The organism is Klenkia terrae, from assembly GCF_900491935.1.
GTDB lineage: Bacteria > Actinomycetota > Actinomycetes > Mycobacteriales > Geodermatophilaceae > Klenkia > Klenkia terrae.
The window spans coordinates 2,300,346-2,312,774 of the sequence record NZ_UEXK01000004.1 but is presented as its reverse complement, the minus strand read 5'-3'; the positions used below and the strand labels follow the sequence as shown (position 1 = coordinate 2,312,774).

The following is a 12,429-nucleotide window of genomic DNA, read 5'->3' as shown; positions in this document are numbered from 1 at the left end:
GGCCGACCCCGTCACCGCGTGCGGCAACGGGGTCGGCGTCCTGGGCGACGGGACAGGCACCTGCGCCACGCCCACCCCGGCCACCCCGGCCGCCCCGGCCGACGGCGCTGACCTGGCCGACGTCGATGCCCCCGTCCTCGTCGGCGGCAACGGCATCGGCGTCATCGGCAACGGCACCGGCTCGGTCACCCCGACCACCGGCACCACCGGCACCGGCACGACGGGCAACAGCGCGACCGACACCCTGATCGACGCCGACGCCCCCGTCACCGCCTGCGGCAACGGCATCGGCGTCCTGGGCACCGCCACCGGCACCTGCACCCCGCCCACCACCGGCACCGGCACCGGCCCCGGCACCGGCAGCACGGGCCCCCCGCCCACCGGCACCGGTGGTGGCCTCGACGTCGACGTCCCCGTGACCGTCTGCGGCACCGCGATCGGCCTGCTCGGCAACGCCTCGGCCACCTGCTCCCCGGCCACCACCGGCACCGGCGGCCCCGGCGGCGGCATCGACGTCGACGTCCCGGTCACCGCCTGCGGCAACGCCATCAGCCTGCTCGGCAACGCCTCCGCCGCCTGCGGCCCGACCACCACCCCGCCGACCACCCCGGTCCCCCCGGTGACCCCGCCGACGGCCACCGAGGACCCGCAGGGCCCCCGCACCGACACCCCGCTCGGCATCACCCCGGTCGCCCTGCACGGCACCCCGGTCATCACCGGCGCGCAGGCCGACGCCCAGTCCGACGAGACCTCGCTGGCCTACACCGGCAGTGACCTCGGCACCCCGCTGCTCGCCGGTCTGCTCGCCCTGGCCATGGGGCTGATCCTCAGCCTCACCGCCCGCCGCACCCGCTAGGCAGCACGCGCCCCGGCCCGGTCGTCGTCCGCGACGACCGGGCCGCCGGCGTGCCCGGATGTTCCACGTGGATCAGCTGAGCCCGACCGCCATCTGCACCTCGTAGCGGTCACCGCGGTAGGTGGAGATCGCGTGCTCCACCGGCCGTCCGCGGCTGGAGGAGACCCGGTCGAACACCAGCACCGACCGACCCGGGGCCACCCCCAGGTGCACCCCGGTGTCCCGGTCGACCTCCGCGGCGCGGACGGTCTGCTCTGCCCGGTCGACCGGGCAGTCGTACTCGTCGGCGAGCAGCGTGTAGAGCGACCCGGTGAGGTCGCGCTCCCCGAGATCGGGCAGCAGGTCGGCGACGTACCAGCCGTCGTCGACCGACATCGGCTGGCCGTCGGCCAGCCGCAGCCGGCGGACGTGCCAGGCCGGCGCCCCGGCCGGCAGCTCCAGCCCCCGCCGGGTCACCGGCGGCGGCACGGCTCGGACCACGTCCAGCACGACGGTGGACGCCGCCAGCCCCAACCGCCGCATGTCCTCGTGGAAGGAGGCCAGGTGCAGGCGGGACCGGGCCGGCCGCTCGGCGACGAACGTGCCCTTGCCGCGGACCCGGACCAGGACGCCCTCGCTGACCAGCTGGCCGATCGCCTCCCGGACGGTGATCCGGCTGACCCCGTGCTCGACGCACAGCTGCCGCTCGCCGGGGAGCGGCGTGCCGGCCGGGAGGCGGGCGGCCAACTCGGTCAACCGCCCGCGCAGCTGCTCGTGCTTGGGCACCGGCCCGTCCTGGATCAGCGGCCCGGGCACGGCGCTCATCGTGTCACCAGCCCTGCGCCGCCAGCTTGTGCGCCAGGACGTAGCGGTAGTACTCGGCCCGGGCCAGCTGCGAACCGGCGGCCTCGTCGACGACCACCGTCACGTGCGGGTGCAGCTGCAGCACCGACCCGGGGCAGGAGGCGCTGACCGGTCCCTCGACGGCGTCGGCGACCGCGGCCGCCTTGGACTCCCCGGTGGCCACCAGCACCAGGTGCCGGGCCCGGCCGATGGTGGCCAGGCCCTGGGTGATGACGTGCCGCGGCACGGCCTCGACGTCGTCCCCGAAGAACCGGGCGTTGTCCGACCGGGTGCGCTCGGTGAGCGTCTTGACCCGGGTCCGGCTGGCCAGCGAGGAGCCCGGCTCGTTGAACCCGACGTGCCCGTTGGCCCCGATGCCGAGCACCTGGACGGCGACCGGCCCGGCCGCCTCCAGCTGTGCCTCGTAGTCCAGGGCGGCCTGCATCGGGTCGTCGGCGGACCCGTCGGGACCGTGCACCTCGAGGCCGAGCTCGTCGGTGCACTCCCGGCGGATCACCTCCCGGTAGGACTCCGGGTGCCCGGCCGGCAGGCCCACGTACTCGTCGAGCAGGAACGCCCGGACGCCGGCCGTCGTCCAGCTGCCGGCGCGGTGCCGGGCCTGCATCTCCCGGTAGGCCCGCAGCGGGGAGGACCCGGTGGCCAGCCCCAGCGCGCCCGGCCCGCCGGCGGCCTGCGCGGCGGTGACCGACGCGATCACCGCGTCGGCGACGACCCGCCCGCAGTCCTCGGGGGTGGGCAGCAGCACGAGCTCCAACGGTCAGTCCTCCAGCAGGTGGGTGCCCGCGGCGAGGACCGCCACGGGCGCGAGGTCGGGATCGGTCACCAGCACGTCGGCACGGGCACCGGCGACCAGCCGACCGACGTCGGTGCGGCCCAGCAGGTCCGCCGGGGTCTGCGTCGCGGCCAGCACCACGTCGGCGAGCGGGACACCGGCGGCCACCGTGCAGCGGACGACGTCCAGCAGCCGGGAGGTGCCGCCCGCGATGGCTCCCCCGGTGGTCAGCCGGGCGACCCCGCCGGAGACGGTGACCGGCAGCCCGCCGAGCCGGTACCCGCCGTCGGGCATGCCGGCCGCGGCCATCGCATCGCTGACCAGCGCGACCTGCGCGGGACCGACCAGGTCGAACACGGCGGCCACGGTCTCCGGCGCCAGGTGCACACCGTCGGCGACCAGCTCGACCACCAGCTCGCCGCGACCGGCCGCTGCCAGGCAGGCGGCGACCGGTCCCGGGGCGCGGGACAGCATCGGCGGCATGCCGTTGAACAGGTGGGTGGCCGACACCCGCCCGGTCCGGGCAGCCGACCGGACGGCAGCGGTGGTCGTCGCCGCGGAGGCGTCGGTGTGCCCGAAGCTGGGCAGCGCGCCGTGCTCCCGGAGGACGGCGACCAGCTCGTCGGCGTGCGCGGTCTCCGGGGCCAGCGTCACCGAGACCACGACGCCCGCGGCCAGCAACCGGCGCAGCAGCGCGGGGTCGCCGGGCAGCAGGGCGGCCGGGTCCTGCGCGCCGCACCGGGCGGCCGACAGGAACGGGCCCTCCAGGTGCACCCCGGCCAGCTCGCCGGCGCGGACCAGCGGCGCGAGCACGTCCAGCCGGGCCAGCAGGATCTCCGTCGGTGCGGAGACCAGGCTGGCGACCAGCGTCGTCGTCCCGCCGCGGCGGTGGTGCGCGGCGGCGGCCCGGACCCCGGCGGTGTCGCCGTCCGGGAAGCCGTGCCCGCCGCCGCCGTGGCAGTGCAGGTCGACCAGGCCGGGCAGCAGCAGCCGGTCGGGGGCGGCCGGCGGGAGGTCGCCGGCGAAGCCCGCCGCCGGTCCCGCGTACCCGATCCGGTCGTCGAGGACGGCGCCCCCGCCGTCCTCGACGACCGATCCGCCGGTGACCAACCGTCCGCGCAGGACGGCACCGCCGCCACGCTCCCGAGCACTGGTCATGACCGGACGGTACCGCCCATGTGGCTCAGCTGAAGAGGGCGCTGTACCCGTTCAGGGCGGGCTGGCCGCCGAGGTGGGCGTAGAGCACGGTCGAGTTGCGGGAGATCTCGCCGGAGCGGACCAGCTCGATCGTGGCGGCCATCGACTTCCCCTCGTAGACCGGGTCGGTGACCATGCCCTCGGTGCGGGCGGCGGTCTCCATGGCGCGCAGGGTGACGTCGTCCGGGATGCCGTAGATGCCGGCGTGGAAGCGCTCGTCGAGCTCGACGTCGTCCAGGGTCAGCTCGCGCTGCACGCCGATCGCGGCAGCGGTGCGCCGGGCGATCCGCAGCACCTGGTCGCGGGTCTCGGTGGGCTTGGCGGAGGCGTCGATGCCCAGCACCCGGCGCGGGCGGGCGCCGTCCTCCTCGAGCTTGGCGAAGCCGGCGACCATGCCGGCCTGGGTCGAGCCGGTCACCGAGCAGACGACGACGGTGTCGAAGAAGACGCCCAGCTCCTGCTCCTGCTGCGCCACCTCGCGGGCCCAGTTGGCGAAGCCGTGCCCGCCCAGCGGGTGGTCGGAGGCGCCGGCCGGGATGGCGTAGGGCTTCCCGCCGCGGGCCTCGATCTCGGCCAGCGCGGTCTCCCAGCTCTCCTTGAACCCGATGCCGAACCCAGCCTTGACCAGCCGGACGTCGGCGCCGGCGAGCCGGGAGATCAGGATGTTGCCGACCTTGTCGTAGACCGCGTCGGGCCAGTCGACCCAGCTCTCCTGGATGAGCACGCAGGACAGCCCCAGGTGCGCGGCGACCGCGGCGACCTGGCGGGTGTGGTTGCTCTGCACGCCGCCGATCGAGACCAGGGTGTCGCAGCCCTGCGCGAGCGCCTCGGCGACGAGGTACTCGAGCTTGCGGGTCTTGTTGCCGCCGTAGGCGATGCCGGAGTTGCAGTCCTCCCGCTTCGCCCAGACGGCGGCGCCGCCCAGGTGCTCGGTCAGCCGGTCCAGGCGGTGCACCGGCGAGGGGCCGAACAGCAGGCTGGTGCGGGGGAAGTCGTCGAGCGTCGTCACGGGGTCTCCTCGGTCAGTTCGGACAGCAGCGCCGTCCAGATGGCGGTGGTGGTGCCGACGGCGGCCTCGACGTCGTGGTGCTCGCACGCGGTGATCAGCTGGTCGTGCAGGTCGACGGAGTCCGACCCGTGCGCAGCGGCGAAGCGCAACCGCTCGAGCCGGCGGACGACGGGGGTGAAGCGGTCCACGGTGGCCCGCACCGCACCGTTGCCGCAGCGGTCGACCAGCACGTCGTGCAGCTCGTCGTCGGCGTCCAGCGCCGCGTCGACGTCGCCGGCCCGGACCGCGTCGGCGAACCGCTGGTTGGCCGCGCGCATCGCCGCGACGTCGTCGGCGGTCACGGCGGGGACGGCGGTGGCGACGGCGAGCTCGTGCATCGCCCGGACGACGACCGCCGCGTCGTGCACCACCGCGGGGACGACGGCGGTCACCCGGGTGTGGCTCTGCGGCTTGGACTCCACCAGCCCCTCGTCGGCCAGCCGGGCCAGCGCGGTGCGCACCGGGGCGACGGACAGCCCGAGCCGGCCGGCCAGCTCGGCGTCCTTCACCACCCCGCCCGGGGGCAGCTCGCCGGTCACGATCGCCTCGCGCAGGCGCACGAGGGCCTGGTCGCGCAGCAGCACCCGAGGCGTGGTCACAACTGACATCTCAGATGTCAGTTGTGCATCTGTCAAGGCCCGGCCATATCGGCACACCCGCTAGGTTGTCGGTATGACAACCGAACCCACCCGTGAGCGCACCTACGCTTGGGGGGACCCCGCCGTCTCCGCGGCCGAGGTGATGACCAGCGCCGGCATCGACGTGCTGCGCGGGATCGCCGAGGGTCGCCTCCCGGCCGCGCCGATCGCGGCGACGCTGGGCATGGGCCTGGAGTCGGTCGAGCCCGGAAAGGTCGTGTTCACCCTCGACCCGGCCGAGTTCCACTACAACCCGATCGGCTCGGTGCACGGCGGGGTCTACGCCACGATCCTCGACTCCGCGACCGGCTGCGCCGTGCACTCGATGCTGCCCGCCGGGGTCGGCTACACCAGCCTGGACCTCACGGTGAAGTTCCTGCGCGCGATGACGACGACCACCGGCCGGGTCCGCTGCACCGGGACCGTGACCCACCTCGGCGGGCGGACCGCGCTGGCCGAGGCCCGGCTGACCGACGGCGCCGACCGGCTGCTGGCCACCGCGACCAGCTCCATCCTGGTCATGCGCCCCTGAGCCGGCCGGCGCACTGTGGTGGGGTGGGCCGGTGAGCGCACCCGTCGTCCGCCCGGCCCGCCGACCCGACGTCCCCCGCATCTCGGCGACGCTGGCCCGCGCCTGGGCCGACTACCGCTGGTCGTCCTGGGCGCTGCCCGAGGACGGCCGGTCCCAGCGGCTGCACCGCTGGTGCGAGCTCGCCGTCCTGCAGGCGCTGGACACCGACTCGGTCTGGACGACGGAGGACGGCGCCAGCGTGGCCGTCTGGGCCCCGCCGTCCCCGCCGCCGATCGCCGCCGACCTGCAGACCGTGCTGGACCGGGACCTGCCGCGGATGCTGGGCAGCCGCCAGCCGGTCGTGCTGGCCAGCGAGCGCCTGGCCGAGCAGGGCCTGCCCGAGGAGCCGCACTGGCGCCTGGTGGCCGTGGGCACCCTGGCCGAGCAGCGGCACGCCGGCCTGGCCGCCGAGGTCTGCCGGCCGGTGCTCGAGCGCTGCGACGCCGAGGGCGTGCCGGCCGCGCTGACCGCCTACACCCGGCTGGCGGTGACCTGGGGCCAGCGGCAGGGGTTCGCGGTCACCCATGCCACCCGGACGGCGGTCGACCACGAGCTCCCGGCCTGGGCGATGGTGCGCCGCCCGGCCTCAGGCGGCCAGGGCGGGGACGCCTAGCTGCAGCGCGCCGGCCAGCTCGGCCGAGCGGTCCACCCGCAGCAGCGGCGACCGGGTGAAGAGGGCGACGGCGACCATGTAGGAGTCGTCGTCGGCCCAGCCCCGGTCGGCCGCGACCAGGTCGCGGATCCGGTCGAGCACCTTGGGCTCGCGGCTGTACCGGCCCAGCTCCAGCGGCATGGCCAGGAAGCTGGTCACCCGGTAGCCGGCGTCGGCGGCCGCCTCGAGCGTGCCCACCGGGTCGGCGTAGCTGGCCACCGCGGCCACCACGTTCTCCCACGGGCCGCCGAGCAGCCGGACGAGCAGCGCGTTGCCGTCGGGCCCGCCCCACAGCCCGGGCAGCTCCAGGTCGCCGTCCGGGGCGGGCAGGTAGGGCGGGTTGGTGATCACGGTGCGGGCCGGCGACCCGGCCGCACCGGCGAAGAAGTCGCCGTGCTCGACGGTGTAGCGGTCGGCCACGCCGCGCTCGGCGACGACGGCCCGGGCCGCGGACACCGAGTCGGCGTCGACGTCCCACGAGCGCACGGTCAGCCCGGGGAGGCCCGCGACCACCCCCGCGACCGCCGAGGCGTCGCCGGTGCCCAGCTCGACCACCCCGTCACGGGCCCAGCCCAGCTCGCGGGCGTACTGACGGAGGACGAGGTCGGTGGAGCAGGCGAAGTGCTGGGACTCGGCGGTGCAGTCGAAGGGCAGGGAGGCTCCCGGGGCGCAGCGGGCACGGAGCCCTGGGCGGATGCCGCGGGCTCACGAGCGCCCGCGGGCACGGCCGGCCGTGGGCTCCAGCGCGACGTGCGATGCCCAGGAGAACTACCTCGCCGGGCCGTCCGCCAACCATCGCGGACGGCCCGGATCGGGCCGCGGGATCAGTCCCGGGGCCCGCCGGCGACGTAGATGACCTGGCCGGAGACGAACCCGGCACCCTCGCTGGCCAGGAAGGACACGGTGTGCGCGATGTCCTCGGGCTGGCCGACCCGGGCCACCGGGATCTGCTTGGCGGCCATGGCCTTGAAGTCCTCGAAGGGGACGCCGACGCGCTCGGCGGTCGCCGCGGTCATCTCGGTCTCGATGAACCCGGGGGCGATCGCGTTGGCGGTGACGTTGTAGCGGCCCAGCTCGATGGCCAGGGTCTTGGTGAACCCCTGCATGCCGGCCTTGGCCGCGGAGTAGTTGACCTGGCCGCGGTTGCCCAGCGCCGAGACGCTGGACAGGTTCACGATCCGGCCGAACTCGGCGGCGACCATGTGCTTCTGGGCGGCCTTGCTCATCAGGAACGCGCCGCGCAGGTGGACGTTCATGACGGCGTCCCAGTCCTCGACGCTCATCTTGAACAGCAGGTTGTCGCGGGTGATGCCGGCGTTGTTCACCAGCACGGTCGGCCCGCCGAGCTCCTCGGCCACCAGGTCCACCGCCGCGGCCACGCCGGCCTCGTCGGCCACGTTCGCGCCCACCGCGATGGCGTCGCCGCCGGCGGCCTTGATCTTCTCCACCGTGCCGGCGCAGGCGCCCTCGTCCAGGTCGAGCACCGCGACGGACATGCCGTCGGCCGCCAACCGGGTGGCGATGGCCGCCCCGATCCCGCGGGCAGCCCCCGTCACGATCGCCGTCCGCTGTGCCTGCGCCATTGCCTGCTCCTTCACTACCGGTGAGTACGTCTCCGCTGATCTCTACCAGCCGGGCGGGACGGCGGCACGGGCCGGGCGTCCTCCTGGGTCACCTGGCGGTCATCGGGTCGCGTCGTGGCGCGACCCGATGACCGTGGGGTGACCCGCACGGATGCGCCGGTGTCCATGCCGCACGCCGATCTGTGGACGGCCCCGCCGGGTGTGGACGACGACCGACGCCGGACCCGCTCCCAGCGCACGGTCCCGGTGTGCACCCTCTCCTGGACGAGCTCCGCTCTCGACGGATGGGGCTGATCATCACCGCCGACCTGCGACGGGCCGGGATCACCGACGCGGAGGTGCGCCGACAGCTCCGTCGCGGCGAGTGGGTCCGGCTGCGGCGCGGCGTCCTGGCCGAGGCCTCCCACCTCGCGGGTCTGGACGGCGCCGGCCGCCACCTCCTGGAGACGGTCGCCGTGGTGCTCGCGCTGCAGCGACCGGGTGCCGTCGTCGGGCGGCACAGCGCGGCGACGGTGTACGAGCTGCCCCTCCCGCGCTCCCTCGACGGCACCGTCGTCCTGCTCGACCCGACGCAGAACCGCGCCGGTGAGGGGTACCGCATCCACCGCGCACCGCTGCCCGACGGCGACGTCACCCGTCGACGCGGCATCCCGGTGACGACGCTGCCGCGCACCCTGGTCGACCTCGCCCGCACCCTGCCGCTGACCGACGCGGTCGTCGCCGCCGATGCCGCGCTGCACCGGCTGCCCGAGCTGGTCACCCCCGAGCTGCTGGGCGCCGCCGCCGCAGCGGCGACCGGGTGGGCGCACGCGGCGGACGCCCGCCGGCTGGCCGACCTCGCCGTCGAGCACGTGGAGTCGCCGCTGGAGAGCAGGCACCGGCTGGCGCTGCTCACGTCGCGGGTCCCGCTGCCCCGCCGGGGCATGCGCATCGACCTGGACGGGGACCGGTTCTACCCCGACGGGCTCTGGGAGGAGGCGGGCGTCGTCCAGGAGACCGACGGACGGGTCAAGACCCGCGAGCCGTGGCACGACCGGACGGCGGAGCAGAAGGTCTGGGAGGAGAAGCGACGGGCCGAGAAGCTGACCGCCGCCGGCCTGCGGTTCTGGCGGGTGGCCGAGGAGGACCTGGAACCGCGGGCCTGGGCGAGGGCCGTCGACCGGTTGCTCGGGATGCTGGCGCACCCGGTGCCCGGCCCGCGCCGCTACCGCGCGGTGTTCGCGCCGCGCCCCCGTGACCCCGGCAGCGGGTCACCGGGCAGTCAGAGGGTCGCGTCGCGGCGCGACCCGATGACCGGGGGGTGACCCTCTGCGGCGGAAAGCGGGCGTGCGTACAGTCCCCGGCACAACAGAACACACCGACAGGGGAGCGCCACGAGGCGCTGAGAGTGCGGGCAACCGCAGACCCTCGAACCTGAACCGGGTCATGCCGGCGTAGGGAGTCTGGAGAGAGCACCATGACCGCTGAGGTCACCCGTCCGACCGCTGCCACCGGGCAGGCGCCGCGCCGTTCCTGGCGCACCGTCGACATCGTCACGACCGCCGTCCTGGGCGTCGCGTTCGGCGTCGTCTTCTGGGCCTGGAACCTGGTCTTCGGCGTGCTGGCCGCGCCGCTGGACTTCTTCCCGCCGCTGGCCGCGGTGCTCAACGGCGTCTACCTGATGCCCGGGGTGGTCGCCGGCCTGCTGGTCCGCAAGCCCGGCGCCGCGATCTTCGCCTCCGGGCTCGCCGCCGCGGTCAGCCTGCTGCTGGGCTCGCCCTACGGCGGCATCATCATCGTCTACGGCTTGATCCAGGGCCTGGGCGGCGAGATCGGCTTCCTGCTGACCCGGTACCGGTCCTTCGGCTGGGGCACCGCCGTGCTCGCCGGGGTCACCGCCGGGCTGTCCACGTCGATCCTGGACAACACCGTCTACTACGCCGACCTGGGCTTCTGGGCCTACAAGGTGCCCTACACCGTCTTCACCGTGATCAGCAGCGTGCTGCTGGCCGGTGTGGTCGGGCTGCTGCTGGTGAAGGCCCTGGCCCGCACCGGCGCGCTGAGCTCCTTCGCCTCCGGGCGCAGCCGCGTCTAGCCACGGCGGCCCGTCCGCCGTCCGGGCGCGCGGGCTCGCCGTCCGGCACGCCTCCCGCCTCGCCTCGGCGCTGACCGACGTCGACCTGGACGTCGCGCCCGGCGAGCGCGTGCTGGTCACCGGCCGGTCGGGCGCGGGCAAGTCCACGCTGTTCGCGGTCCTGGCCGGGCTGCTGGATCCCGAGGCCGCCGAGGTCACCGGCGAGCTGACCGTGGACGGCCGCTCCCCCGCCGAGGCCCGCGACCGGCTGGGCCTGCTGCTGCAGGACCCGGACAGCCAGCTGGTGATGACCCGCGCCGGGGACGACGTCGCCTTCGGACTGGAGAACGCCGGCCTGCCGCGCGAGCAGATCTGGCCACGGGTGGACGACGCGCTGGCCGCCGTCGGCTGGCGCTACGCCCGGGACCGGGCCACCCAGGCGCTGTCCGGCGGGGAGAAGCAGCGGCTGGTGCTGGCCGGGGCGCTGGCCCGCCGACCCGGGTTGCTGCTGCTGGACGAGCCGACCGCCCAGCTGGACCCGGCAGGCTCGGACGTCGTCCGGGAGGCGGTGGCCCGCGCGGTCGCCGACCGGTCGACGACGCTGCTGGTCGTCGACCACGACGCCGCGCCCTGGCTGCCGCTGGTGGACCGGGTGGTCGAGGTCGTCGACGGCGGGCTGGTCGCGCACGGCCCGGACTGGACGCCGCAGCTGCGGACGGCAGGTCTGGTGCTGCCGGTGGCTCCCGGGTCCGGCGCCCCCCGGGTCGTCGCCGAGGCCGCCGGCTTCACCTACCGGGGGACGACGACACCCGCCCTGCCGCCGACCGACATGGCCCTCCCGGGCGCCTCGGTCACCGCGCTGACCGGCGCGAACGGCACCGGCAAGTCCACGCTGGCCCTGCTGCTGGCCGGGCTGCGGGCACCCACGACCGGCCGGGTGCGCGCGGCCGAGGAGCTCGCCGCCCGCGGGGTGCGGGAGCCCTACCGCTGGCGGGCCGGGGAGCTGGTCACCCGGATCGGCACGGTCTTCCAGCAGCCCGAGCACCAGTTCCTCACCGGCCGGCTGCGCGACGAGCTGGAGCTGGGTCCGCTGCGCTCGGGCTCCGGGTCCAACGCCGCGCGAGTACGGGCTGAGGAGCTGCTCGAGCGCCTCGGTCTGACCCCGTTCGCCGACGCCAACCCGTTCACGCTGTCCGGCGGCCAGCAGCGCCGGCTGTCGGTGGCCACCGCGCTGGCGACGTCCCCGCAGGCGTTGGTGCTCGACGAGCCCACCTTCGGCCAGGACGCCGCCACCTGGCGCGAACTGGTCACCCTGCTCGCCGAGCAGCGCGCCGCCGGCTGCGCGGTCTGCGTGGTCACCCACGACCGGGACCTGGTCGACGTCCTGGCCGACGCCGAGGAGCGGTTGTCGTGACGGCGTCCCTGGCCCTGGGGCCCGCGCCGGACGTGCCGCTGTCCCGGGTCAACCCGGTCGCCCAGCTGACCGCGATCGCCGTGGTCACCGTGGTGCTGCTGACCAGCCTGGACGTCGTCACCCCGTCGGTGGTGGTGCTCGCCGAGCTGTGCCTGCTGCCCGCCGCCGGGCTGACGAACCCGCGGACGCTGTGGCTGCGGACGTGGCCGCTGCTGATCGGCGCGGGCACGGTCGGACTGGTGAACCTGCTGCTGGGCGAGTCCGGCGCGGTGTACGCGCTCGGCCTGGCGCTGCGGGTGGTCGGCTTGGCGCTGCCCGGGGTGTTCCTGGTGGCGTCGACCGACCCGGTGCGGCTGGCCGACGCGCTCACCGTGCACTGGCGGTTCCCGGCCCGGTTCGCCGTCGGGGCGCTGGCCGCGCTGCGTCTCGTGCCGCTGCTGGTCGCCGAGTTCGAGTCGGTGCGGCTGGCCCGACGGACCCGCGGGGTCGAGGCCGGCCGCAACCCGGTCGCCCGGGTCCGGCTGGTCGCCGGGATCGGCTTCACGCTGCTGGTCGGCGCCGTCCGGCGGGCCGGGCGGCTGGCCACGGCGATGGACGCCCGCGGGTTCGACTCCGGGGTGACCCGCACGAACGCCCGCGGGTCGGTGCTGCACGCCCGGGATGCCTGGTTCGTCGTCGGCACGGTGGCGGTGTGCGCGGTCGCCGTCACCGCGAGCGTGCTCAGCGGCGTCTGGGACCCGGTCTTCGTCGGCGGCTGACGCACCCGCTCACCGAGTGCGGAGCCAGGCCGCCCACCGGTCGC

General features: G+C 75.6%; 14 protein-coding genes and 1 riboswitch. Of the genes, 7 read left to right on the top strand and 7 right to left on the bottom strand.

The features are described 5' to 3' along the window. Positions 1-856, top strand: an 856-nt coding sequence (locus LFA75_RS11780) for a hypothetical protein (protein ID WP_263639376.1), incomplete at its 5' end; no start/stop codon positions are given. A gap of 72 nt (positions 857-928) precedes the next feature. Here LFA75_RS11780 and LFA75_RS11775 read toward each other — a convergent pair. Genes LFA75_RS11775 through LFA75_RS11755 form a run of 5 tightly spaced genes read right to left on the bottom strand, consistent with a single transcriptional unit; the run spans position 929 to position 5,324 of the window. Beyond that, positions 929-1,660 (bottom strand): GntR family transcriptional regulator, encoded by a 732-nt coding sequence (locus LFA75_RS11775; protein WP_225233826.1) that lies wholly within the window; start codon positions 1,658-1,660, stop codon positions 929-931. A gap of 4 nt (positions 1,661-1,664) precedes the next feature. Then, positions 1,665-2,444 (bottom strand): glucosamine-6-phosphate deaminase, encoded by a 780-nt coding sequence (locus tag LFA75_RS11770; RefSeq protein ID WP_225236051.1) that lies wholly within the window; start codon positions 2,442-2,444, stop codon positions 1,665-1,667. A 12-nt stretch (positions 2,445-2,456) separates the two neighbouring features. Then, positions 2,457-3,629 carry an N-acetylglucosamine-6-phosphate deacetylase gene (locus LFA75_RS11765; RefSeq protein WP_225233825.1) on the bottom strand — a complete coding sequence of 391 codons (1,173 nt, stop codon included), beginning with the start codon at positions 3,627-3,629 and terminating at the stop codon, positions 2,457-2,459. A gap of 25 nt (positions 3,630-3,654) precedes the next feature. Further along, a complete protein-coding gene (locus LFA75_RS11760) occupies positions 3,655-4,677 on the bottom strand; it encodes a 1-aminocyclopropane-1-carboxylate deaminase (RefSeq protein WP_225233824.1) in 1,023 nt (340 codons plus the stop codon). Continuing rightward, on the bottom strand, positions 4,674-5,324 hold the full coding sequence (locus LFA75_RS11755; protein ID WP_225233823.1) for a GntR family transcriptional regulator: 651 nt from the start codon (positions 5,322-5,324) through the stop codon (positions 4,674-4,676). The genes LFA75_RS11760 and LFA75_RS11755 overlap by 4 nt, the downstream gene beginning before the upstream one ends. A 64-nt stretch (positions 5,325-5,388) precedes the next feature. Here LFA75_RS11755 and LFA75_RS11750 point away from each other — a divergent pair, with 64 nt between their 5' ends. Together LFA75_RS11750 and LFA75_RS11745 are read left to right on the top strand one after the other, a co-directional pair. Continuing rightward, a complete protein-coding gene (locus tag LFA75_RS11750; RefSeq protein WP_225233822.1) occupies positions 5,389-5,886 on the top strand; it encodes a PaaI family thioesterase in 498 nt (165 codons plus the stop codon). Between the two features lie 31 nt (positions 5,887-5,917). Then, positions 5,918-6,538, top strand: coding sequence for an N-acetyltransferase (locus LFA75_RS11745; protein ID WP_225233821.1), 621 nt, complete (start codon positions 5,918-5,920; stop codon positions 6,536-6,538). Here LFA75_RS11745 and LFA75_RS11740 read toward each other — a convergent pair. Together LFA75_RS11740 and fabG are read right to left on the bottom strand one after the other, a co-directional pair. Continuing rightward, positions 6,512-7,132 carry a class I SAM-dependent methyltransferase gene (locus LFA75_RS11740; RefSeq protein WP_225233820.1) on the bottom strand — a complete coding sequence of 207 codons (621 nt, stop codon included), beginning with the start codon at positions 7,130-7,132 and terminating at the stop codon, positions 6,512-6,514. The genes LFA75_RS11745 and LFA75_RS11740 overlap by 27 nt on opposite strands. Positions 7,133-7,401: 269 nt before the next feature. Continuing rightward, positions 7,402-8,160: a 3-oxoacyl-ACP reductase FabG gene (fabG, locus tag LFA75_RS11735; protein WP_225233819.1), complete on the bottom strand. Its 759-nt coding sequence runs from the start codon at positions 8,158-8,160 to the stop codon at positions 7,402-7,404. 248 nt (positions 8,161-8,408) lie between these two features. On the opposite strand from fabG, the gene LFA75_RS11730 reads away from it, so the two are divergent. The 4 genes from LFA75_RS11730 to LFA75_RS11715 all read left to right on the top strand — a co-directional run bounded on the left by LFA75_RS11730 (position 8,409) and on the right by LFA75_RS11715 (position 12,385). After that, complete coding sequence (locus LFA75_RS11730; RefSeq protein ID WP_225233818.1) at positions 8,409-9,464, top strand: type IV toxin-antitoxin system AbiEi family antitoxin domain-containing protein; 1,056 nt, start codon at positions 8,409-8,411, stop codon at positions 9,462-9,464. Between the two features lie 48 nt (positions 9,465-9,512). Further along, positions 9,513-9,617: riboswitch (TPP riboswitch) on the top strand. Beyond that, positions 9,617-10,234: an ECF transporter S component gene (locus LFA75_RS11725; RefSeq protein WP_225233817.1), complete on the top strand. Its 618-nt coding sequence runs from the start codon at positions 9,617-9,619 to the stop codon at positions 10,232-10,234. (Overlaps the previous riboswitch by 1 nt.) Before the next feature lie 70 nt (positions 10,235-10,304). Then, entirely contained in the window at positions 10,305-11,627 is a 1,323-nt protein-coding gene (locus tag LFA75_RS11720) for an ABC transporter ATP-binding protein (RefSeq protein ID WP_225236050.1), read from the top strand. After that, the gene (locus LFA75_RS11715; protein ID WP_225233816.1) at positions 11,624-12,385 is read left to right on the top strand and encodes an energy-coupling factor transporter transmembrane component T family protein; all 762 of its coding nucleotides are present in this window, start codon (positions 11,624-11,626) and stop codon (positions 12,383-12,385) included. The genes LFA75_RS11720 and LFA75_RS11715 overlap by 4 nt, the downstream gene beginning before the upstream one ends. The last annotated feature ends 44 nt before the right edge of the window (positions 12,386-12,429 follow it).